Source organism: Moritella sp., from assembly GCF_033791185.1.
GTDB lineage: Bacteria > Pseudomonadota > Gammaproteobacteria > Enterobacterales > Moritellaceae > Moritella.
In genome coordinates, this window is the sequence record NZ_JASJHF010000019.1 from 1 (window position 1) to 24,168 (window position 24,168).

21 protein-coding genes, 6 tRNA genes and 1 pseudogene are annotated in these 24,168 nt (G+C 41.0%); 18 read left to right on the forward strand and 10 right to left on the reverse strand.

Features of this window, described 5'->3' with window-relative positions; all coding sequences use genetic code 11:
* The 6 genes and pseudogenes from QNK26_RS01195 to QNK26_RS01220 all read left to right on the forward strand — a co-directional run.
* Positions 1-742: pseudogene (locus QNK26_RS01195) on the forward strand (hypothetical protein); the annotation flags it as partial.
* An 84-nt stretch (positions 743-826) separates the two neighbouring features.
* A complete protein-coding gene (locus QNK26_RS01200; protein ID WP_319220435.1) occupies positions 827-2,347 on the forward strand; it encodes a GGDEF domain-containing protein in 1,521 nt (506 codons plus the stop codon).
* Between the two features lie 98 nt (positions 2,348-2,445).
* Positions 2,446-3,807 (forward strand): nucleotide 5'-monophosphate nucleosidase PpnN, encoded by a 1,362-nt coding sequence (ppnN, locus tag QNK26_RS01205; protein ID WP_319220436.1) that lies wholly within the window; start codon positions 2,446-2,448, stop codon positions 3,805-3,807.
* Between the two features lie 18 nt (positions 3,808-3,825).
* Complete coding sequence (gene xni, locus QNK26_RS01210; protein WP_319220437.1) at positions 3,826-4,605, forward strand: flap endonuclease Xni; 780 nt, start codon at positions 3,826-3,828, stop codon at positions 4,603-4,605.
* A gap of 233 nt (positions 4,606-4,838) precedes the next feature.
* Positions 4,839-5,846, forward strand: a complete 1,008-nt coding sequence (locus QNK26_RS01215; RefSeq protein ID WP_319220438.1) for an isocitrate dehydrogenase — start codon at positions 4,839-4,841, stop codon at positions 5,844-5,846.
* Between the two features lie 225 nt (positions 5,847-6,071).
* Positions 6,072-6,581 (forward strand): hypothetical protein, encoded by a 510-nt coding sequence (locus QNK26_RS01220; RefSeq protein WP_319220439.1) that lies wholly within the window; start codon positions 6,072-6,074, stop codon positions 6,579-6,581.
* Between the two features lie 89 nt (positions 6,582-6,670).
* Here the strand turns inward: QNK26_RS01220 and rlmM are convergent, their stop codons facing one another.
* The 8 genes from rlmM to hemA all read right to left on the reverse strand — a co-directional run bounded on the left by rlmM (position 6,671) and on the right by hemA (position 14,855).
* Positions 6,671-7,807 carry a 23S rRNA (cytidine(2498)-2'-O)-methyltransferase RlmM gene (gene rlmM, locus QNK26_RS01225; protein WP_319220440.1) on the reverse strand — a complete coding sequence of 379 codons (1,137 nt, stop codon included), beginning with the start codon at positions 7,805-7,807 and terminating at the stop codon, positions 6,671-6,673.
* A 199-nt stretch (positions 7,808-8,006) separates the two neighbouring features.
* Positions 8,007-8,915 carry a transcriptional regulator GcvA gene (locus QNK26_RS01230; RefSeq protein ID WP_319220441.1) on the reverse strand — a complete coding sequence of 303 codons (909 nt, stop codon included), beginning with the start codon at positions 8,913-8,915 and terminating at the stop codon, positions 8,007-8,009.
* 320 nt (positions 8,916-9,235) lie between these two features.
* Positions 9,236-10,090 (reverse strand): 3-deoxy-8-phosphooctulonate synthase, encoded by an 855-nt coding sequence (gene kdsA / locus QNK26_RS01235; protein ID WP_319220442.1) that lies wholly within the window; start codon positions 10,088-10,090, stop codon positions 9,236-9,238.
* Between the two features lie 39 nt (positions 10,091-10,129).
* The gene (locus QNK26_RS01240) at positions 10,130-11,041 is read right to left on the reverse strand and encodes a SirB1 family protein (protein ID WP_319220443.1); all 912 of its coding nucleotides are present in this window, start codon (positions 11,039-11,041) and stop codon (positions 10,130-10,132) included.
* A 2-nt stretch (positions 11,042-11,043) separates the two neighbouring features.
* The gene (locus QNK26_RS01245) at positions 11,044-11,418 is read right to left on the reverse strand and encodes a SirB2 family protein (protein WP_319220444.1); all 375 of its coding nucleotides are present in this window, start codon (positions 11,416-11,418) and stop codon (positions 11,044-11,046) included.
* A 2-nt stretch (positions 11,419-11,420) separates the two neighbouring features.
* Positions 11,421-12,260: a peptide chain release factor N(5)-glutamine methyltransferase gene (gene prmC / locus QNK26_RS01250; RefSeq protein ID WP_319220445.1), complete on the reverse strand. Its 840-nt coding sequence runs from the start codon at positions 12,258-12,260 to the stop codon at positions 11,421-11,423.
* A gap of 14 nt (positions 12,261-12,274) precedes the next feature.
* Entirely contained in the window at positions 12,275-13,363 is a 1,089-nt protein-coding gene (prfA, locus tag QNK26_RS01255) for a peptide chain release factor 1 (protein WP_319220455.1), read from the reverse strand.
* Between the two features lie 241 nt (positions 13,364-13,604).
* Complete coding sequence (gene hemA / locus QNK26_RS01260) at positions 13,605-14,855, reverse strand: glutamyl-tRNA reductase (RefSeq protein WP_319220446.1); 1,251 nt, start codon at positions 14,853-14,855, stop codon at positions 13,605-13,607.
* Positions 14,856-15,006: 151 nt separating this feature from the next.
* On the opposite strand from hemA, the gene lolB reads away from it, so the two are divergent.
* The 12 genes from lolB (at position 15,007) to hflX (ending at position 22,443) form a co-directional block, all read left to right on the forward strand.
* Positions 15,007-15,621, forward strand: coding sequence for a lipoprotein insertase outer membrane protein LolB (gene lolB / locus QNK26_RS01265; RefSeq protein ID WP_319220447.1), 615 nt, complete (start codon positions 15,007-15,009; stop codon positions 15,619-15,621).
* Entirely contained in the window at positions 15,605-16,456 is an 852-nt protein-coding gene (gene ispE / locus QNK26_RS01270) for a 4-(cytidine 5'-diphospho)-2-C-methyl-D-erythritol kinase (RefSeq protein ID WP_319220448.1), read from the forward strand. The genes lolB and ispE overlap by 17 nt, the downstream gene beginning before the upstream one ends.
* Positions 16,457-16,598: 142 nt before the next feature.
* Positions 16,599-17,543 carry a ribose-phosphate pyrophosphokinase gene (locus tag QNK26_RS01275; protein ID WP_319220449.1) on the forward strand — a complete coding sequence of 315 codons (945 nt, stop codon included), beginning with the start codon at positions 16,599-16,601 and terminating at the stop codon, positions 17,541-17,543.
* Between the two features lie 270 nt (positions 17,544-17,813).
* The gene (pth, locus tag QNK26_RS01280; protein ID WP_319220450.1) at positions 17,814-18,404 is read left to right on the forward strand and encodes an aminoacyl-tRNA hydrolase; all 591 of its coding nucleotides are present in this window, start codon (positions 17,814-17,816) and stop codon (positions 18,402-18,404) included.
* An 87-nt stretch (positions 18,405-18,491) separates the two neighbouring features.
* Positions 18,492-19,583 carry a redox-regulated ATPase YchF gene (gene ychF / locus QNK26_RS01285; RefSeq protein ID WP_319220451.1) on the forward strand — a complete coding sequence of 364 codons (1,092 nt, stop codon included), beginning with the start codon at positions 18,492-18,494 and terminating at the stop codon, positions 19,581-19,583.
* 384 nt (positions 19,584-19,967) lie between these two features.
* Positions 19,968-20,044, forward strand: a tRNA-Met gene (locus QNK26_RS01290).
* A 16-nt stretch (positions 20,045-20,060) separates the two neighbouring features.
* Positions 20,061-20,135, forward strand: a tRNA-Gln gene (locus tag QNK26_RS01295).
* A gap of 104 nt (positions 20,136-20,239) precedes the next feature.
* Positions 20,240-20,324: transfer RNA gene (locus QNK26_RS01300), tRNA-Leu, on the forward strand.
* Positions 20,325-20,360: 36 nt separating this feature from the next.
* Positions 20,361-20,435, forward strand: a tRNA-Gln gene (locus QNK26_RS01305).
* A 96-nt stretch (positions 20,436-20,531) separates the two neighbouring features.
* Positions 20,532-20,616, forward strand: a tRNA-Leu gene (locus QNK26_RS01310).
* Positions 20,617-20,722: 106 nt separating this feature from the next.
* Positions 20,723-20,797, forward strand: a tRNA-Gln gene (locus QNK26_RS01315).
* Positions 20,798-21,099: 302 nt separating this feature from the next.
* Positions 21,100-22,443: a GTPase HflX gene (gene hflX / locus QNK26_RS01320; RefSeq protein WP_319220452.1), complete on the forward strand. Its 1,344-nt coding sequence runs from the start codon at positions 21,100-21,102 to the stop codon at positions 22,441-22,443.
* Between the two features lie 103 nt (positions 22,444-22,546).
* Here the strand turns inward: hflX and fghA are convergent, their stop codons facing one another.
* Together fghA and QNK26_RS01330 are read right to left on the reverse strand one after the other, a co-directional pair.
* Positions 22,547-23,401, reverse strand: coding sequence for an S-formylglutathione hydrolase (gene fghA / locus QNK26_RS01325; RefSeq protein WP_319220453.1), 855 nt, complete (start codon positions 23,399-23,401; stop codon positions 22,547-22,549).
* Positions 23,402-23,478: 77 nt separating this feature from the next.
* Positions 23,479-24,168 (reverse strand): zinc-binding dehydrogenase (locus tag QNK26_RS01330; protein WP_319220454.1); only part of this gene is annotated, 690 nt, incomplete at its 5' end.

The window sequence follows — 24,168 nt, forward strand, 5'->3', positions numbered from 1 at the left end:
GCTCATTATTCTTTATTTGTATTATATTAATAGTCAAAAAATGAAATTACAGCGCCAGAATGTTGAAGAACTAGAGAATAATCATAATATTCACGCCAATACCGGTTTGAATAACATCCATAGTCTGGATCAATACATCCCAACACCATTGCAAGAAGCCAGATTCTATTCTGATTGGGAGTATTCAGATAAACAAAATAGTGTGCATAGCTGTGCCATTATCAGTCTCGATTTTTTACCACTTTTACGTCAGAAATACAGCCTTTCAATGGTAAATAAGATAGAAGCCGAATTAGGCTCTTATTTACGACAACAAACAAATGATTCAGAACGATTATTCCAATTGAACGACACCCAGTTATTGCTGGTGAGAAAGGTAAACAAAAATTACGACCCTGCGATCATCGCCAACCATATTCTCGACTTATTTGAAGCATTTGACTGCAGCTTTAATTTTGATAAAAAAGTGTCTATAGGCATGGTTTCACACCCGTTCTTATTTAAGTACCCTACCGCAATAGACAGTAAAAAGTTGTTAAACATTGCGACGTTAGCTTTATCTGGCGCTACACAATTAAGTCATAAACATAATAAAAATAGCTGGGTTCAATTCAGTGCATTGACCTATACGCAGCCGGCATTTTTTCATGGTGACATTTGGAATCGTTCAAAACAAGCGGTTGAAAAAGGCCTGGTAAAAGTAACCTCATCAACAGACAAAAATGATATTAATTGGTTGTAATGATACATTTTGACACCAAACTATTTTATAGATGTATATATAGTGGTAAGCTAATATTTGATTTAGCCAATGTGAACAGTATTCATGCAGACATCACAAGATACGCCTTCAGTACCACCACACAGTGATAGCGACGGCTACAGTAAAATAAACACAGCAATGTTATTAGCATTTATCAACCGTTTACTGGGTGCAACCCGCGGTATCGATACGGAACTAAATATTGAAGTGGGTAGGCTGAAAGCGACTCTTGAACGCAGTACTTCTGATGATGAATTGAACACCCAAATCAAACATGTTGAACGTCAGATAATGCTGCAACCTAATATCTTATCTGACACTTTAAAAATTGGTGATGGTGCGACGATCCAAGCCGCTAAAGCATTAGCTAATTTATTACAAGACGATCCAAAACTGACCAGCGAACTGCAACTGCTATTAACAGAACCAAGAGCGACTGCCGTTGCCATATTACAAACTAAGGTTCAATCATTATTCTGTATCTATCACAGTGCAATTAAAAACTTACAAATAGCGCGCGATGGTAATAATGGTATAGCAATCAGCATCCATAAGAAAATATGTGATGATTTACAACGCTTAATCAACGAACTTGATTTTGCCGGAGGCTTTGGTTCGAATCTAAAGAAGATCCGTCAACGACTGTTGCAAGGTGTTGAAAGCCATGAATTAGTTGATATATGCTTGCAAATTATTAACAACGTTATCGAAGGTGCACGTGAAGAACGTCTGGCCTCAAAAACGTTCTTACATAGCGTAGTTGAAGAACTCAATAACATTGCTTACAAGTTTGATATTTCCTTAGTTGATAATAATAACATCAACAAAAAACAGCTGAACTTGTTAGAAAACTTAAAAGAACGTATTGATATTCTAGACCTTGATATCAGTACCAGTGAAAATTTAGCCGAAACTAAACAACATGTTCAGCAAGGGCTACAGATCATCTCCAACAGTATTCAGCAACAAGAACAATTGCTAGCAGAAAAAATCCAACTAGAACTACAAATCCAAGCAGTCCAGAAGCAACTTGAGGAACTAAAGAAAGAGACCTTGCAGCATACCCAGCGCCTCGAAGCGCAACAGCATAAGCTCTATCTTGACTCGCTAACGCAAGTGTATAACCGCACTGCACTAGACGAGCGTTTTAAGCTTGAATTTAAACGCTGGCAGCGTTATCAAACCAATACTACAATCGCCATGATAGACATAGATCATTTTAAGAATATTAACGATACCTTTGGTCATACCGCTGGTGATAAAGCCCTTAAAATTGTTGCTCGTGCATTGCAAAAATCAATTAAAGGCAAAGATTTTATCGCTCGTTTTGGTGGCGAAGAGTTTGTGATATTACTGGCCGATTTAGCACCTGATGAAATACAGGTTATTTTAGATCAATTACGTAATACCATCAAAAATATCCCTTTTAGATTCAAAGGAAAGCAGATCTCCATCACCATCTCTATTGGTGCGACGCAATTCTCAGCAGATGATAGCGATACCGTAGAACCTTTCGAACGCGCAGATAAAGCATTATACGAAGCAAAAAGCTCAGGACGAGATAAAGTCATCATTAGGATCTAAACTTAATGAGACCTGTGGCGATAAGTACGGACACATATACTTTTTAATCAATTATTTATACGTACTTGACGCCTGATTTCTGAGATGGAGTTAAGCTTATGATTACCCATATCAAACCGGTTGGTAGTATGGATCTGCTGTCACAGCTTGAAGTGGATCGACTACAACAAACCGCCACCAGCGATTTATACTTATTATTTCGCAATTGCTCACTCGCGGTATTAAATTCCGGTTCTCGCACCGATTCCAGCAGTGAAATTTTACAAGCATTCCGCAATTTTGATATCAATGTAGTACAGCAGGAGCGCGGTGTTAAACTCGAATTACATAACGCCCCAGAGCAAGCGTTTGTCGATGGCGAGATTATCCGCGGCATCCAAGAACATTTATTTTCGGTATTACGCGATATTCTCTATGTGAATAGCTATATTGACAAAGTCCCAGTACCAAAAAAAGACTTATCCTCTTTTTTAACTAACCAAGTCTTTTCTATTTTACGTAATGCTCGCGTGATCAAATCTGACTCTGATCCCAACATGGTGGTTTGCTGGGGTGGCCACTCCATCCGTTCTCCTGAATATGAGTATGCCAAAGCCGTTGGTCATGAGCTCGGCTTGCGGGAGATGAATATATGTACAGGCTGCGGACCTGGTGCAATGGAAGGACCGATGAAAGGTGCAACCGTTGGCCATGCCAAGCAACGGGTAAAACAGCGCCGCTATCTTGGTTTAACCGAGCCCAGTATCATTGCAGCAGAGCCGCCAAATCCAATCGTTAATGAATTAGTGATCTTACCGGATATCGAGAAACGCCTAGAAGCCTTTATTCGCCTTTCCCACGGTATCATTATTTTCCCTGGTGGCGCAGGTACCGCCGAAGAGCTATTGTATTTACTTGGCATCATGATGCATCCCGAAAACAAGCGCCAACCACTGCCCATCGTATTAACAGGGCCAAAAGAAAGTGAAAAATACTTTGCTACGATTGATGAATTTATCGGTGCAACGCTTGGCTTTGAAGCACAAAAATATTATCAAATCATTATTGATGATGCCTCGAGTGCCGCGCAGATCATGAAAAAAGCCATGCAAAAGACCTACGAGTACCGCCGCGCCATTGGTGATGCTTACTCTTATAATTGGAGTCTTAAAATTGAGTTAGATTTTCAGATGCCATTTGTCCCCAACCACCAACACATGGCAGCCTTAAACCTTAACCTCGAACAAGCGCCTGAAGCATTAGCCATGAACCTGCGTAAAGCCTTTTCCGGCATTGTCGCTGGTAATGTTAAGGACTCAGGGATCAAGGCAATTGAAAAAAATGGACCATTTAAGCTACAAGGTGACGCCAAATTAATGCAATTAATGGACAATTTATTAAAAAGTTTCATAAAACAGAACAGAATGAAGCTTCCAGGTAGTAAGTATGAGCCTTGTTATGAAATAATTAAACCTAGCTAACTTTGATGAAACACGGATATGGCCCAAAATCACTTATTAATAATCGATGCGTTAAACCTGATCCGTCGAGTTCATGCAGTACAACTCAACCAAAGTAACGATCCGGTTGCGCAAATCAGCGCAACCCGTGAAACCATTAAGCACGCCGTTAGAAAACTGTTATCCATCACCGCACCTACCCACGTAGTGGCGGTGTTTGATGCTGAACAAACAGGTTGGCGTCATGACATTTATCCCGACTACAAAGCCAACCGTAAACCCATGCCAGACAGTTTGCAGCAAGCATTGACGCTTATCCAAGATGACCTTTGGGAGCTCAACGTCGACTCTTTATTAACCGAGCAAGATGAAGCGGATGATCTGATTGCCACGCTGGCAACCAAGATGTCAGCGCAACAGCAACCCGTGACAATCATCTCAACCGACAAAGGCTATTGCCAACTGCTAAATCCTTATATTCAAATTCGTGATTATTTTAATAAGCGTTGGTTAGATCAAGAATTTATTGATGACAAGTTTGGTGTACAACCACAACAACTTGCCGATTATTGGGCGTTAACGGGGATCAGTGGTAGTCATTTAGCCGGCGTTGCAGGCGTTGGACCAAAAACAGCAACACAATTACTTAATCAATATCCGCACTTAGATGCCATTTATGCCAGTACAGAATTAAAACCTAAATTACGTGAAAAACTCGATACACACAAGGAAATGGCTTATATCACTCAGCAACTTGCACAGTTAAAAATTGATATTCCACTCGGCTTTAATTTAAAAGACTTAAGATATCAACCTTAAATACGTGACGCTAACGCTTAATGATATAAATCGAGTATTCACACTAAGCGTTAATAGTATAAAAAAAGTTAAAATCTAGATCTATCTCTAACAAATCCATCATCCCCCCTGTTAAATACTCTATTTAACCAAATTACAGCAGCAACTGGATTAACAACCAATCAATATTTTGTTACCATATGGCAACAAAATATTTTCATTTGAAAGTAAGCTCAACTAAATAAGGAATATGTATGACACAAACAAGAATTACAGTGATCCCGGGTGATGGTATTGGTCCGGATATTATTGAGTCTGCAATTCAAATTTTAGATAAAGCTGGCTGTAACTTCGCATATGATTTTGCTGATGCCGGTCTTGCTGCGCTACAAACTTCAAGTGAACTGCTGCCAAAAACAACATTAGATTTAATTGAAAAAAATAAAATCGCATTAAAAGGTCCGTTAACAACACCGGTAGGTGCGGGTTTCACTTCAATCAATGTTTCATTACGTAAGCATTTCAATTTATACGCTAACTTACGTCCAGTGCTGTCTTTTAAAGGCACGCGTAGCCGCTATGAAAATATTGATATTATTACCGTGCGTGAAAATACCGAAGGTATGTATTCTGGTGCTGGCCAAGTTATTTCTGATGACGGCAGTGAAGCTGAAGCAAAAAGTATCATTACACGTGACGGTGCAGAGCGAATTTGTGTTGCTGCATACGAGTTAGCAAAATCAGAAAATCGTAAAAAAGTCACCGCTATCCATAAAGCCAACATTCTGAAAACAACATCGGGCTTATTCCTTGAAGTCGCACGTGAAGTTGCCAAACGTTATCCGGAAATTGAATCGGAAGAAATGATTGTCGATGCTGCATGTATGAATCTAGTTATGTACCCAGAGCGCTTCGATGTGATCGTAACGACTAACTTATTTGGAGATATTTTATCTGACCTATGTGCTGGTCTCGTCGGTGGTTTAGGTATGGCTCCTGGCGCAAACATAGGTGACGATATCGCTATTTTCGAAGCTGTTCACGGCAGTGCACCAGACATTGCAGGTAAAAATCTAGCAAACCCAACATCAGTGATCCTTGCATCTATCCAAATGTTAGAGCACTTAGGCATGAAAACTGAAGCTGATAACATCCGCAACGCGGTACGTGATGTGATTGAATCTGGCGATAGAACCACCCATGATCTTGGTGGTACACACGGAACGACAGACTTCACCCAAGCAATTTTAGAGCGTCTATAATACGCGCTAAAGCTCAATAGCGATTATCCCGCTATTCATGGTTCAGTTGCTGCGCATCCTAGATGTAAAGCAGCTGATTTCCGACTTTATAATACCGACCACCTTGGTAATATCCGCGTTCTTCATACTGCCGATATCGACTCTAATCATACACAATCCACTTACTGCCTAGTAATTTATCCATACCAAGCTATAGTTAAGTTTTCATCAGCCGATTGGTGATATATGCTAGCTAACGTTCTCTTTGCCATACTATTAATCAGCCTATGCTGTAGAATTACGTCAGCGGCAGAAGATCCGTTAAGAGCAAGTGTTGCCAACACACATTTATATAGCTATCCACATCAGGTGCTCCCCCCCAGCGCAGACCAAGTCACACCTCAGCTTGAATTCAAACAATCGATAATGGTGGTCAAAAAAAGTAAGCGTAAACGTAAGCATAAACGTACCGCACAACTGCAGCTGTTCAATATGTGGGTTGATCCTGATATTACTCGACTGTTTATTCCCCGACTTAAAGACATAGGCAGACTAAGCTTAAACTTGCATTACAGCTTGAAGCGCAGCCCTTACTTATTACTCGATTACGAACGTTTGACGATCAAAAGCAAAGTAAAATCTAACGGCATGTTACAGCACGAAGCTTATTATAATATGGGGATCGAAGGGGCAATCATTGGCGTTAAAGTCAGAGGGCAAGATCCGCAGCTGTATTTTCGCTACCGATTTAAATAAAAAAGCCATTAAATAGTTCTCAACAAGAATATTTAATGGCTTGGAGATAAGGGCAATATACCGGTATTGCCCTTATTGTTTTACCAGACTTATTTATCTTCTGGAATGAAATGTGCCCAAGCAACGTGTACAGTTACTTCGTCACGATCATGATAAAGGTGCTTAGCTTGGATCACAAAGCGATCATCAAGCTGCTTGTCTAAGATAGCCAAACAATCTTCTAATGTATGGTAACGACGCTTTAATGGCAGTTTAAGGTTAAAGATGGCTTCTTTACACCACGCATTCAATAACCACTTACACATAAGACGAGCAACACGTTCTGGTTTCTCAATCATGTCACACACCAGCATATCTACAGGTGGATTCTCAGGCACCTTGACTTTATTACCGTTTAATTTACGGTTAGTCCATGCGATCGTCGTTTTAGCTGGCTCATATTTAAAACCATCTTCTTCGTAATGCTTAACTTGACCGGTTTCCATCAAGCTTTCAGCCATTGCGCCATTATCAATCGCGACCACAAACATACTGCGTTGTACTAATTGATACGTCCAACCACCAGGGCAAGCGCCTAAGTCAACCGCACGCATGGCACCACCAATACGTCTATCCCACTGATCTGCAGGAATAAAAGTATGGAATGCTTCTTCAAGTTTTAATGTTGAACGGCTTGGTGCTTTTGCCGGGAACTTAAGACGCATAATACCCATAGGTAATGGCGAGTTGTTAAAGCTGTATGAGTAACCGATAAAAACACTGGTATTATTAAAGAAGAATACGTGTAGTACTGGACGGTTTTTGTTTTCTTTTGCCAATAAGTGATCGTTTTTACGCAATGACTGACGTAGTGGCACTGTGTACTTACGGCAGAATTTAGATAGCTCTTTACCTTCATTGGTATCAGGCATTTCTACCCGTAGCTCACCCATGCCTTCAATACCTTCACAAGCGGCAACCACAGGGTTTACACGGTCATAAAGTGGCATATCATCAACACGCGCATGCAGTGCAATCATTTGACGTGCAAAGATCAATGATGAAAGTGGTAATTTTTTCGCCAGTGTATCGACATCGTCAGCAGAGTGACATTCAAACACAACATAACCCGAGTTTGGCGTTACTTTAGCAAAACCATACGCCTCCATGGCTGTCGCTCGTGCTTGAATTTCAGCGGCACATTCTTTTTCATAACCAGGACGGCAATATAATAAAATACCATTCATTTTCTAATAACCTCATTTTCGCCATCAACACTGCTGACGATATATACTCAGTATAGAAACAATACCGAGACTACAAATACATAAAATATACCCAAGCCAGTGCAGAATAATCGCGTATCTTGAACTGGTTTGAATACAAAGCCGCACAGTCTAAACCCTTGACGATATAACACCAAGGATTTAGTGACTTCGTGATGAATTAATTCTCCACAAACTCTTGTTGCTCTTCCTGTACTAAAGACAGCATCCAGTCACGGAATGCCACAATCTTACCGAGTTCATCTTGCTCTTCTCGGCAAACAACGTAATAGGCGTTCTTACTCACTAATACTTCATTAAAAGGCCGTACCAGACGACCGGCATCAATTTCTGGTTGTGCTAATACGCTATGTCCTAACGCGACGCCTTGGCCATGCACAGCGGCTTGTAATACCATCGACGTATGACTAAAGATTGGTCCTTGATTAACATTAATATCAGTAATATTGGTTTGTTTAAACCAAGCCGTCCAATCTCGACGAGAAGTATCATGTAATAACGTATGTAATTTTAGGTCTCCGGGGGTTTTTAATGGTTTTGCACCATTAAGTAAACGTGGTGAACAGACCGGGACTAAGTATTCCGTATGCAATTTCTGGGCGTGTAAATCTTTCCACTTACCACGACCATAATAAATAGCCACATCGACATCATCGGTCAGTGAACCGTCATCCATATCAACGGCTTTAATACGCACATCGATATCAGGATAAAGATCTGAAAACAAAGACAGCCGTGGCACCAACCATTGAATAGCAAAACTCGGTTGCAGACTGACCGTCAACGACCCTTTCGCCCCTCTGGCTAATAAACGCTCAGTCGCATCCACTAATGAAGAAAAAGTATCTTTAATATCAAGAAAATAACTTTGGCCTTCTTCCGTTAAAAACAATGCACGGTTTTGACGACGGAACAATTTAATGCCCAAATACTCTTCGAGTGCTTTAATTTGGTGGCTGACTGCGGCTTGTGTCACATAAAGCTCTTCGGATGCGCGCGTAAAGCTAGAATGCCGAGCTGCGGCTTCGAAAACACGTAACGAATTTAATGGCGGAAGTCTGCGTGACATAGGGGCGTCCAGTTAGATGAGAAAAACTAATGTGAAACATTATAATTTGTCAGTTGCCAGAATACTAGAAAATAACTATAGTGCGCGTATGTATATAGGACATAATGCTTATTGCTACTGATTTTCATTAATTAGTATTATTTATATAAGTTAGTCTTTGTTATGTAATGTTGTGTTTGTTTGCTTAAACTTTTTGGTTTAGGCCTTTAAGTAGAAATTACTTATTTTCAAACCTTTGATCATACTCTTAATGCACTTGCATTATTCGTTCAAAGGTTTTTTAGCGCTGTATTATTACAGCGCTTTTTTTATGCCTAAAATTAATCGATATCAATCGCAGTAAAACTCTTCACCACGTCGTCAATCGCTTTTGCTTGAGCTAAAAATGCTTCTAACTTAGCAAATGGTAATGCCGATGGGCCATCACAACGGGCTTGTGCAGGGTTTGCATGCGCTTCAATAAATAGACCCGCAATACCTGTCGCTAAACCAGCATAGCTCAGTTCAGGTACTTGTTTACGACGACCACCAGACGCAGCACTACCCGCGTCACGCTGTTGCGTTGCATGGGTACTGTCTAAGATGATTGGTGTACCTTGTGTCATTTCTTTCATTACGCCAAATGCTAATGGATCTACAACTAGATTATCGTAACCATGGCAATGGCCACGCTCACATATGATCACCTGTTCATTGCCGCATTCGGCGAACTTATCAACGATATTACCCACTTGATGTGGTGACATAAACTGTGGTTTTTTAATATTAATCACAGCGCCTGTTGTCGCCATTGCTTGCACTAAATCGGTTTGACGCGCAAGAAAAGCCGGCAATTGGATCACATCAACAACATCAGCAACCGGTTGGCATTGTGCTTCAGTATGAATATCTGTAATGATTGGTACGTTGAATTCAGCTTTAACACGTTTAAAAATGTTTAAGCCTTGTTCCATACCTACACCACGGAAAGAGTGGATACTTGAACGGTTAGCTTTATCAAAAGACGCTTTAAATACAAAAGGGATACCCAGTTTATCAGTTACCGTCTTATACGCTTCTACAGCGCGTAGAGTCGACAGTTCGTCTTCTAATACATTGATACCACCAAATAACACAAATGGTAGATCGTTGGCACAAATAATATCATTACCAATTTTTACTATTTTTGCATTCATAATTGTTACCTTAAAGGGTCCATTTCAAATCAGTTAATGTTAATGAATCGTATCATTGGCGACAGCAAGTTCTTCGAGTTGTGCTGTTAATACCCGCGTGATCGGATCGTCTGGACATTGTTCAATAAAATAAGCAAAATCTTCACTTGCTAACTTTTTACAATCAAGTTGTTGTAACAAAAAGCCACGATCACGGATCTCATACGGTTCATCAGGTTCAAGTTCTAAAATTAAATCGATACAACGCAATGCATAGGAAAAGTGTTCATCACGAATTAACGCCGCTTTTAATACTTGTAATAAGCGCAGATAATGCATTTCATTATTAGCTTCTAACAAGTCATCATCGGTAAGCAACGCATGGTTACCTTCAATACCACGTAACAATACTTGTAACTTATGCTGAGTCAGTATTTGTCCATCGGCAGGATCGACATAGGTCGCATTTTTTTCACCGCCAAAACGTAGCACAAATTGACCAGGGAATAAGATACCTTTTACTTCGACTTCAAAATGTTCCGCAAAGTACATAAACACAGTCCCGAGTGACAACGGCACACCATTGCGACTGCTAATGACTTTGTGCAGTAATACGCTATCGAGTTCTAGCCACTTACGCCAATCGCCTGCAAAACCAAGCTGCTGATAAAACAAATACAATAACTGGTCTCGTTTTTCAACGTCGCAGTTAAAGCCTTGCATATCAACTTCAATTAACGCGATTAACTCATCGAGTTCAACAATCGCCTGTTCGAGTAACGGTTTCTCCGTTATCACTTCGATTGCTGAGAGTGTTGCGAGCATAACATTGTCGATCATTAACACTTCTTCTGCGAGCTCATCATCATATTCGTCGACCTGCTCACTATCAATGTCGTCATTATCTACCGATTCATCTACCGCTTCTGCCAGTTCTGTTTCTGCCAGCGCTGCATTTGCATCAAATTCCATAACTACCTCAGCAAATATGCTTCGCCGTTAACGGCTAGTGAAAACACATAAAATAACCAACCAATACTACCTGCAAATGCAAAACAGCGGAAAAATAAATTCTTCGCTTGCTGTAGTGACATAAACATCATAAAAATGATGGCCAGTGTCGATATTAATTTTTCGGTCATCACCGTATCTGCAAACGGCACACGACCTGATACCATGCATACTAAGGCAATCATCATCACAGTAAGCATGTCTATCACCTTACGTGATTTAATAAAGCCTGCATGCTCAAGATACGGTGATTGCTTCACAGTGAAGGCAAAGTTTATAAAATACATCAGCACACTTAATAACAGCGTCGCGATGTGCAGCGGGAGAACAATATCCATAATTAGACTTCTTTCCGTTGTCCGATAGTAATACGATCATTATTACCATAATCTTTATGAGTAATAACCTGGTGGTAATTCGCGGCGATAAATAAGTCACGTACCGCATCACCTTGTTCAAAACCATGCTCGACGAGTAACCAGCCATCCACATTTAAGAACGCATAACCGTGGCGAATAATATGCTTAAGATCAGCAAGGCCGTCTTCATCAGCGACTAATGCCGTTAACGGTTCAAAGCGTACGTCCCCCATCACCAGATGAGGATCATGCTCCTCAATATAAGGTGGGTTACTGACTATCACATCAAAGCGTTGCTCAGGCTCTAAAGGTTCAAACCAGCTACCTTGTAACACCGTGATCTCAAAACCACAGCGTTTCGCATTTCGACGTGCCAATGCTGCGGCACCTTGATTATATTCAATAGCGGTAACCGTTGCCTGTGGTGATTCCGATGCCAGTGCCAGTGCTATCGCACCAGTACCAGTACCTAAATCTAATACCTGGCAAGTTTCAGCTGGCATACAAGCAAGCGCTTGTTCAACTAATACTTCGGTATCTGGTCTTGGAATTAAGGTATCCGCAGAAACTTCTAATTCTAATGACCAAAATTCACGATAACCCAGAATATGCGCGACGGGTTCACCCGTCTGACGACGCGTGATGAGTGCAGAAAAACGGCTGATAATGTCATCATTCAGTTCTTTATCGTCCCAAGCGAAAAGATAACTGCGATCTTTATCTAGGAGGAAACACAGGATGACTTCAGCATCAAGCTTTGGGCTTTCGCTGTCAGTGAGCTGTTTACCAGCCCACTGCAGTATTTGTGCAATTGTTTTCACAGTACTCGATACACCTAGTCTGCTTCAGCAAGTGCCGCTAACAGATCTGCTTGATGTTCTTGAATGATAGGTTGGATCAATACATCTAACTCGCCTTCCATCACTTCGTTTAGACGGTAAAGCGTTAAGTTGATGCGGTGATCACTTACACGGCCTTGTGGGTAGTTATAAGTACGAATACGTTCAGAACGATCGCCACTCGCAACCAAGCTACGACGTGTGCTTTCTTCTTCAAGACGCACAACTTCATCTGCAGCTGCTTGAATACGTGCTTGTAGAATAGACATCGCACGCGCACGGTTTTTATGCTGTGAACGTTCATCTTGACACTCCACAACAGTCCCCGTAGGAATGTGGGTAATACGAATCGCTGAATCGGTTTTATTTACATGCTGACCACCGGCGCCAGATGCACGGAAAGTATCCACTTTAAGGTCGGCAGTATTAATACTGATCGCTTCTGACTCAGGGATTTCAGGCATAACAACGACTGTGCAAGCAGATGTATGAATACGGCCTTGTGATTCAGTTTCTGGTACACGTTGTACACGATGACCGCCTGATTCAAACTTCATGGTACCGAATACCGCTTCGCCTTCCATCTTAACGATAACTTCTTTGTAACCGCCTTGATCACTGTCGCTTAAATTCATTACTGACAAGCGCCAGCCTTTTTTCTCAGCATAGCGGCTATACATACGGTAAAGGTCACCAGCAAAGATTGCCGCTTCATCACCACCAGCACCAGCACGGATCTCTAAGAAGCAGTTATTACTGTCATTGGGATCGCGCGGTAAAAGTAAGATTTCTAACTCGTCACTAATGCGGGCAACAGCCTCTTTGCTTTCTTTGTATTCTTCAACAGCCATTTCACGCATGTCAGGATCATCATCCTTGAGCATTTCTTCTGCTGATTCGAAGTTTTCCTGTGCTTCTTGATATTCTTTAAAGCAAGAAACAAGTTCTTCTAATTGCGCGTATTCTTTAGTTAGTGCACGGTAACGGTCTTGATCACTAATGATCTCTGGCTCACTCAATAACGCTTGAACTTCTTCATGACGTTCGATTAAGGCTTCTAATTTTGTAATGATCGATGCTTTCATCTTTACTCTCGTATTACCGTTAAATAGATCACTGAAGTCTGACATAGGCTGCTTCAGCAATTGAATATGAATTATTTCTTTGTTGTGATCGGCAAGGATACCTATATGTAAGGAAATAGTCGATTGCTTTCCGAACATTTACCTTGGATAGAGTGAATATATACCAAACAATTTGAAATAGAGTGAGCGGTTGTTAATCGATAAAGGCAATCAACAACGGCTTACTTTAAGGAAGTGATTGTTACTCAAGCCCCACAACACGACGCACTAATAACAGTTCGTCATCTTGGTTACGCTTGCCTGCACCGACTAAGGCTTGTGTCGGTGCGTGGATCAACTTATTGGTTAACTTATTGGCTAATTCGGTAAGTACCCGCTCACCGTCAGCACCGTTTTGCATCGCGGCGATTGCTCTTTCGAGTAATATCTCTTTCTCAGCCATCGCGGCATTACGGTATTCTTTAATCGAATCAACACTGGATAATGACGCTATCCACTCTGAAAACAGCTTTGTTTCTTCGGTGATAATATGTTCGGCTTGCTGCGCCGCGTCTTGGCGGGCTTCTTTATTCTGCTCAATGATACCTTGCAGATCATCCACGGTATAAAGGTAGGCATTACCGAGCTCACCCACTTCTTCTTCAATATCCCGTGGCACGGCAATATCAACTAAAAATATCGGTTTTTGTTTACGCAGCTTCAACGCACTTTCAATCATACCTTTACCAATAATCGGTAAGGGGCTAGCTGTCGAGCTGATAACAATATCGGCATTATGCAAATGCTGTGGGATCTCTTCGAGTGTAAAGGTGGTCGCACCAAATTTATCACCCAAGGCTTGCGCACGAGAAACTGTACGATTGGCGACCATCATCTCACTGACATTTTGCTCGGCAAGGTGAGTGGCAACTAAATCAATGGTTTCACCCGCACCAATTAACAGTACCCGGGTTTTTGATAAATCATCAAAGATATGCTTACTTAAACTCACCGCAGCAAAAGCAACGGATACTGCATTAGCACCGATGTCGGTTTCGGTACGCACACGTTTCGCAGCAGTAAAGGTTTTCTGGAATAATTTATCTAAAGTTTGAGAAACAGAATCCAACTGTTTGGCTTTTGCAAACGCTTGCTTTATCTGACCTAAGATTTGCGGTTCACCTAATACCAGTGAATCTAACCCCCCTGCAACACGCATTAGATGATGCACAGCATCGGCATCATAATAACGATAAGTACAAGCCGCTAATTCATCGGCAGGCAAGTGATGAAAATCAACTAACCACTGACTAACACGTTCAGGTAAGCCTTGCTCAATCTTGCAATATATTTCGGTGCGATTACAGGTTGACACAATCACCGCTTCCGAGGCTACCCGATTGCCCATAATGCTGGCAAAGGCATCCTCAATATTGTCCGGTGAAAAAGCGACCTTTTCACGCAATGATACTGGTGCCGTATTATGATTTATACCAAGTGCTAACAGAGTCATGTATTACTTACAGTGAATAGTGGTAAAAAGAGCTAAGAGGGCCATTCTACGCAAAAAGTATGCATTTTTAAAGTGACAAAACCATGCATATCTGTTTTTATAAGCCCATGCTTGCTCTTTATCATCATTACTTTGTTTTTTTGAGTATCTTATGACATTTCAGCGTTCAATTTATATTATCTTGATGAGTATCTTACTCAGTGCCTGTAGTAGTACTACCACACAGTATCAACCGCCAGCTGGTAGCCCACAACAATTATGGCAGCAACACCAACTGCAGCTACAAGCGATTGAGACTTGGCAACTACAAGGACAAATCGCGTTTATTAGTCCTGATTCACGTAACTCTGCGACCTTAAACTGGCAGCAATATGTCAATGATTTCAAGATCAATCTCACCGGTCCATTTGGTATTCACGTACTGACCATTAAGCGTAAAGATAATATCTCCACGCTGATTTTAGATGATGACCGACAGTATCAAAGTAACAACACACAAACGCTGATTAACCAGCTGAGCCCCATTCCAATACCGGTTAATCAATTACGAGCGTGGATCCTTGGTGACCCACTCACCGATAACGTCACTCTCGATAGCTATGGTCGAGTAACGCAAGCCCTGCATCCACAAGGATGGGCAATCAGTTATACTCAATATCAATTAATCGATGCTATATGGTTACCTAAAAATATCGTCATCAAACAAGACGCTCTGCGTATAAAAATCACGACTCGAAACTGGAAGTTAAATGCAACACAAGATTAGCTATTGGTCAGCACCCGCAAAATTAAATCTTTTTCTGTACATTAATGGTCGCCGTCCTGATGGTTACCATGAACTACAAACCTTATTTCAATTTATTGATATCGGTGATGAGTTAGCAATCAGCCCTAACCTCAATGACCGCATTACTATTACACCAGATATTCCCGGTCTGGCGGTTAGCGACAATATCATCTACCAAGCAGCAATGGTTTTGAAAACATATTCATCGTTACCGCTCGGTGCCGATATTAGCTTAACTAAGAATCTGCCCATGGGTGGCGGTCTGGGTGGCGGTTCTTCAGATGCCGCAACCACACTCGTCGCTCTCAATCAACTTTGGCAATTAAACCTTGATGAAGATCAACTGGCTGCCATTGGTCTTAAGCTGGGTGCCGACGTACCAGTTTTTGTCCGAGGTCATGCCGCATTTGCAGAAGGTATTGGTGAAGAGCTTGCCTCAATAGAGGTGGAAGAGCACTATTATCTTATTGCTGTGCCTGCAACACATGTCAACACAGCAAAATTATTTTCCGATCCAGAACTGATCCGCGATACCCCAAAACGCCCGCTGAGTCAGTTGTTAAGAGACGAATGGAAAAATGACTTTGAATCAACTGTGAAAAAACGTCATCCCGAGGTTGCAAAAGCATTAGAGTGGTTGCTAAAATATGCGCCATCTCGACTGACAGGTTCCGGTTGCTGTGTTTTCTCTGAATTTAAAACTAAGTCTGACGCATTAGCCGTATTAGCTAACGCGCCTAAAAACATGCAAATTTATCTTGCGAAGGGCTTAAATAAATCGCCACTATTGCATGACTTAGAAAGACAGGTTTAAATTTAGTTCAGTGCCGAACATATGTTAAATAAGTTGTTACCAAATTCTAAGAGATTAATGCTGGGGATCTCTACTAAACAGTTCGCTGTTTAGGAGTATAATTATATCCCAGCCAAATACATCGATTACCTGAGGTTACACCGTGCCCGACATGAAACTCTTTGCTGGTAACGCTACACCAGAACTAGCTAAAAAAGTTGCTGAACGCCTTTTCATCCAACTTGGTAAAGCCAAAGTTGGTCGCTTTAGCGATGGCGAAATTAGCGTTGAAATTGAAGAAAATGTACGTGGTGGAGATATCTTCATCCTGCAATCTACTTGTGCGCCAACTAATGACAACCTAATGGAACTAATCGTTATGGTTGATGCGATGCGTCGTGCATCTGCGGGTCGTATTACTGCTGTTATTCCTTACTTTGGTTATGCTCGTCAAGATCGTCGTGTACGTTCTTCTCGTGTGCCAATTACAGCAAAAGTTGTAGCTGATTTCCTTTCAAGTGTTGGTGTTGACCGTGTATTAACGGTTGATCTACACGCTGAACAAATCCAAGGTTTCTTCGATGTACCTGTTGATAATGTATTTGGTACGCCAGTATTATTAGAAGACATGCAAGAAAAGAATCTTGAGAACCCAGTTATCGTATCTCCGGATATCGGTGGTGTTGTACGTGCCCGTGCTAACGCTAAATTACTTGACGAAGCTGACCTTGCGATTATCGACAAACGTCGTCCAAAAGCAAACGTAGCACAAGTAATGCATATTATTGGTGACGTTAAAGATCGTGATTGTATCCTTGTTGATGACATGATCGATACTGGCGGTACATTATGTGCAGCGGCAGTAGCACTGAAGAAAAATGGCGCGAAACGTGTATTTGCTTACGCAACTCACCCAGTATTCTCAGGTAACGCTGTAGAGAACCTACGTAACTCTTGTATTGATGAATTCGTTGTAACAGACTCAATACCACTCTCTCCAGAAGTTGCTGCTCTACCAAACGTACGCGTATTAAGCTTAAGCCCTATGCTTGCTGAATCAATTCGCCGCGTTAGCAACGAAGAATCAGTTTCGGCAATGTTTAAATAATTTAGACTACTTTTTAAATAATTTTTAAAGAGTTCGCTAACTAAAATTTAAACACTGTAATAAACCGAGTTTGCTACTGCCAAGCTCGGTTTTTTTAGTTCTATCACTCCCCAAAGCACAACATAACAACACCCGCTCAAACCTTTCACTCACTCGTCAGTTGAGGTTTGCCCTGACACAGGGTAAAATAGCGCGTTTTTTATTCAATGAGTAACAGAGCCATTGGCTCAAGCACTCATTAAGCAATCATTACAGCAATATAGGTATACCATGAGCAACGACATTCGTTTAATTGTCGGCCTGGCTAATCCAGGACAAGAATACAGCCGCACCCGTCACAATGCTGGCGCTTGGTTTATTAACGAATTAGCAAAATGGCATAATACGCAATTACGTGAAGAAGCGAAATACTTTGGTTATACCGCCCGTATCAATGTAGCTGGCCAAGATGTGCGCTTATTGGTACCGACGACTTTCATGAATTTAAGTGGAAAGTCAGTCGCGGCGATTGCCAAGTTTTACCAGATTGATGTGACCGAGATTTTAGTGGTTCATGATGAATTAGACTTACCACCCGGCGTAGCTAAATTTAAACAAGGCGGCAGCCACGGTGGTCATAATGGTCTGAAAGACATTATCAGTAGAATGGCCAACAGCAAAGAATTTTTCCGTTTACGTATAGGCATTGGCCATCCCGGTAGCAAAGAAAAAGTAACCGGTTATGTACTTGGCAAAGCACAAAAGATAGAACAAGAACAAATGGATGCAGCAATTGATGAAGCAGTGCGCTGTATTGATATTTTAGCTAAAGACGGCATGGTCAAAGCGATGAGTCGTTTACATACGTTTAAAGCGCAATGATTAATAAAAAGAAGTAATTAAACACATACAGATAAATAACTTAACTGTATGAACCAATTTTAGTACATAGCAAATAAGGTAAAAATCATGGGTTTTAAATGCGGTATCGTAGGCTTACCAAACGTAGGTAAATCAACACTATTTAATGCACTAACACAAGCTGGTATCGAAGCTGCCAACTTCCCATTCTGCACAATCGAGCCGAACACGGGTGTTGTTCCTGTGCCAGATAAGCGTTTAGATGCACTATCTGCAATTGTAAACCCTGAGCGTGTATTACCAACTACAATGGAATTTGTTGATATTGCAGGCCTAGTAGCAGGCGCATCAAAAGGTGAAGGTCTAGGTAATAAATTCCTAGCAAACATCCGTGAAACGGATGCAATCGGTCATGTGGTACGTTGTTTTGAAAATGACAACATCATTCACGTTAACAACAAGATCTCACCATTGGATGATATCGAAATCATCAACACAGAACTTGCACTTGCTGACCTAGACAGCTGTGAAAGAGCACTGCTACGTTTAGCTAAAAAAGCCAAAGGCGGCGATAAAGACGCTAAATTTGAAGTGCCAGTAGTTGAAAAAATCATCGCACACCTTGCTGAAGGTGAAATGATCCGCTCTTTAGAACTGTCTAAAGAAGAGGTTGCGGCGATTGAATATATGAATTTCTTAACATTGAAACCAACAATGTACATCGCTAACGTTGATGAAGATGGTTTTGAGAATAACCCATTCCTAGATTCAGTACGCGAACTTGCAGCAACAGAAAATGCCGTGGTAGTGGCGATCTGTGCATCAATGGAATCGGATATTGCAGAACTGGAAGACGAAGAACGTGCAGAGTTCATGGAAGACATGGGTATTGAAGAACCAGGTCTTAACCGTGTAATTCGTTCTGGTTACGAACTACTAACATTGCAAACTTACTTTACCGCTGGTGTTAAAGAAGTGCGTGCATGGACTATCCCTGTAAACGCGACGGCACCACAAGCGGCAGGTAAGATCCACACAGACTTCGAAAAAGGCTTTATCCGCGCAGAAGTGGTTCCTTATGCAGCTTTCATTGAACACAAAGGTGAAGCAGGCGCTAAAACCGCAGGTCAATGGCGTCTTGAAGGTAAAGATTACATCGTTAAAGATGGTGATGTAGTACATTTCCGTTTCAACGTATAACGTTACTTAAGCTAAGAGCTTTCGATTTGCTCTAAAGTAAGCATAAAAAACGCTGGCAATTGCTGGCGTTTTTTTATTTCTGACCGCTCTAAACTCATTTTAATGTAAATAAAACAGCTCAATAGTAATTAAACAAGTGAATAGCAATTAAATTACCAAGTTTAGCGGTAATTAATAAAAATCCTAATTACCGCTTTCGATTATCAATAATTGCAGTTTTGCTACAAATAGCATAGAGTGACAACAGGATTCGTACAGAATTCCAACAGGCGCAGATAAAAATGTTTTTTAACTAAAAAATAGTTGACGAACTTCGCTGTAATTAGCATAATGCGCCCCGTTCCAACGAAACAGGCAACTGCTAGTCGGAATGCGATTTAAGATGGCCATGTAGCTCAGCTGGTTAGAGCACAGCATTCATAATGCTGGGGTCACAGGTTCAAGTCCCGTCATGGCCACCATCTTAATTCGAATTGTAGGGATATCGCCAAGCGGTAAGGCACCGGGTTTTGATCTCGGGATTCTGAGGTTCAAATCCTCATATCCCTGCCATTATATAAACGATTGGCTATTCATAGCGAGTTGTTAAATTTATAAACGCTGTTACTCATTAATTTGTTTAACACTACCAAGTTTATAAATATAAAGAATATTGTGCGGAAGTGGCGGAATTGGTAGACGCGCTAGATTTAGGTTCTAGTATCGCAAGGTGTGAGAGTTCAAGTCTCTCCTTCCGCACCATGCTTTAAGTACAACTCCGGTTGTATGAAGAATTGTAGGGATATCGCCAAGCGGTAAGGCACCGGGTTTTGATCTCGGGATTCTGAGGTTCAAATCCTCATATCCCTGCCATATACCAACACAGACTTCGGTCAGTGTTAACATTACAAGGTTTATTGAACTCTAACCATTCAATACTACCAACCTTGTAATGATAAAGAATATTGTGCGGAAGTGGCGGAATTGGTAGACGCGCTAGATTTAGGTTCTAGTATCGCAAGGTGTGAGAGTTCAAGTCTCTCTTTCCGCACCATTCTTTACTTAGGTAAAGAATACCAAAGAGAAGAAAACTCTTAAAAATTACAATTGAGATATCAGAAATGAAACTCTCAAGCGAAGACAACGCTTAAAATTACAGTTGGGATATCGCCAAGCGGTAAGGCACCGGGTTTTGATCTCGGGATTCAGAGGTTCAAATCCTCTTATCCCAGCCACATTTAAGTAAATGATAATGTCATTTGCTAACCAACCTTACTGAGTAAGGGTTAAAAAAACCAGCTTTTGCTGGTTTTTTTATACCTAAAATTTAATATTAATAGCCCCCCTCTTTCATATATTAATTACAATTATATTTTCTCTAGCCAAAAATATAATGTGCTTATTTAATGACTCAATGTAAACCATAAACTGAACACTGCGATTACGTGAGATACCTATTTAATTTTTGAAATTCATATATAAACTGAATGCATCAGCGTAGGATGCACCTCCTAATACCTTAAGAAATGAGCCCGATATGTCGATAGCTACAACCGAAGAGTTTATTACTCGTGCCCTTTTAATTTCTATTCGTACACCTGATATTAGTCAGCAGGAAGTAGACGAATCACTCTCTGAATTAAGCCGATTAGTCGATACCTTAGGATTCTCTGTTGTCGGAACTAAAACGCAGCGACAAAGATCTACTAAACAGCTATCAGTATTAGGCTCAGGTAAACTTGAAGAATTAGCCACCTTAACGGGTGAATTAGAAACGCCACAGCAAGATGATGATCAGATTGAGTTTGACCAAGAAGAGTTAAATGCATTATTAACAACATCAGAAGTGCAAGAGCAGGCTAATGTGGTGGTGTTTGATTGCGAACTTAGTCCAAATCAACTACGCAACGTTGAAATTGCATTAGGCGTAGAAGTTTACGATCGTACCCGTATTATTATTGAAATATTCAGTAAACATGCCCGTACTCGTACCGCTAAACTACAAGTAGAGATCGCACGTCTTAATTACCTAACACCACGAGTACGTGATGAAAATAGTGGCGATCGAGAACGTCAAAAAGGACGTTGGATTGGTGAAACAGCCTTTGAAATTAATCGTCGTCGTATTCGTGATAAAATCGCGGATCTAAAACGAGAACTGAAAAAGCTGCAAAATGAAATGCAAGGTCGCCGTAGTGGCCGTATTGAACAACTCTGCGTTGCATTAGTCGGTTACACTAATGCCGGTAAATCATCTTTAATGCGTGCGTTAACGGACTCTGATGTTTTAGTTGAAGATAAGTTATTCGCAACTCTAGATACCACAGTACGAACTTTACAACCTGTGACTCAACCACGTATTTTAATATCAGACACAGTCGGCTTTATTAAAAAACTACCTCATGATTTAGTTGCGTCATTTCATTCAACCCTAGAAGAAGCAAAAGATGCATCCTTACTGCTTTATGTCGTTGATGCCTCAGATGACAACTTTGTGTCGCAGTTGGCCGTTGTTGACCATGTATTAGGTGAATTAAATGTCGATTTTAATAACAGGCTTTTATTACTTAATAAAGTCGATTGTTTAAGCGAAGAGCAGCAATTAGAACTATTAGAGCAATATCCTGATGCGATGCAAATAAGCACTCGTGATAAGAATGATGTGGCGTTAGTGCATCAAGAAATTCAGACCTTTCTGGAAAAGAAAATGTGCCCAGCTTGTTTTCATATCCCCTATACTGCAAGCGGTATCATAGGCGAAATTCACAGTAAAATGCAGGTGGTAGAAGAGCAATACCATGAAGATGGAATAAGAATAACACTAAAAGGAAGCCCAATTGCCTTAGAGCGATTACATAAAATGCTACAAATTTCATTTTAAAAATCAAATTTCAAGTCTCGAGTCTCGAGTCTCGAGTCTCGAGTCTCGATAAAAAATAATGTGGCTAACTGATTTAGCCACATTAGTAGCAAAAGTAAATTTATTAACGCTTTAGTAAACCTAAATTATCGGCATGAAAACGGATATGTTTATCGATAAAACTAGAGATAAAATAATAACTATGATCATATCCTTCTTGCATATTAAAGGTCAGAGGATAATTAGTTGCATTCGCCACCGTTAATAATGCATTAGGCTTTAACTGCTCTTCTAAGAAGTTATCATTCGAGCCTTGCTCCACCATTGCAGGGATTTGCACAGTTGCCCCCCGCATTAATTCAGTCGCATCATATAAATTCCACGACTCTGAATCACTGCCCAAATAAGCATTAAATGCTTTTTTACCCCAATCACAATTTTTAGGGTTACTAATTGGACTAAAAGCACTGACCGATTTGTATAGTGTAGGATTGCGTAATGCAATCACTAATGCACCATGCCCGCCCATTGAATGACCACTGATTACTCTCTGTGAATTTACCGGGAAATGACTTTCAATGAGTAGAGGTAATTCATCAACTACGTAATCGTACATTTGGTAATGTTTGTTCCATGGAGCCTGAGTGGCATTTACATAAAAGCCTGCACCTTTCCCCAAGTCATAAGCTTGTTTTTCATCGTCAGCTACGTCTTCACCGCGAGGGCTCGTATCGGGCGCTACAATCGCAATACCAAGTTCAGCGGCTATGCGCAATGCTCCCGCTTTTTGCATGAAATTTTCATCGCTGCAAGTCAAACCCGATAACCAGTACATCACAGGGACTTTATGTTGACTACTCGCTTGTGGTGGCAAGTAAATAGCAAAACGCATTTTACAATTAAGTGTTTTTGACTGGTGAGTATATTGTTTATGCCAACCATCAAAGGCTTTGTTATTACTGATGTTTTCAATTGTCATGATGCTTCCCCGAAATGGCTAATAGGTAGCCTTCTGTTATGAAGACTACCTGAATAAATAAAGATTATAGGATAAAATTATTTATTGAAATGAATTACGCTACGGATACTTTCGCCTTTATGCATTAGTTCGAATGCTTCATTAATATCATTCAATCCCATAGTATGGGTAATAAAATCAGATAATTTAAACTCGCCTTGCAAATAACGCTCCACATAGTCAGGCAACTCAGTACGGCCTTTAACCCCACCAAAGGCACTACCACGCCATACGCGCCCAGTTACTAACTGGAATGGGCGGGTTGAAATTTCCTGACCTGCACCCGCAACGCCAATGACAACCGATTCGCCCCAACCTTTGTGACAACATTCCAATGCACTACGCATAACATTAACATTACCAATACACTCAAATGAGTAATCAGGGCCTCCGTTGAAGGTGTCCTGCATGTATTCAACAAATGAGCCGTCAATATCCTTAGGATTAACAAAATCTGTACAGCCTAGCTGTTTAGCAAACTCAAATTTATCAGGGTTAATATCGATTCCGATAATACGCTCTGCCCCCGCCATTACAGCACCCTGAATACATGACAGGCCGATTCCACCCAGGCCAAAGACAGCAACCGTTGAACCTGGTTCCACCTTGGCAGTATTGAGTACGGCGCCAATTCCTGTTGTCACTCCACAACCCAACAAGCACACTTTATCAAGTGGTGCCGCCTTATTAATCTTTGCTAATGCAATTTCAGGGACCACGGTGTATTC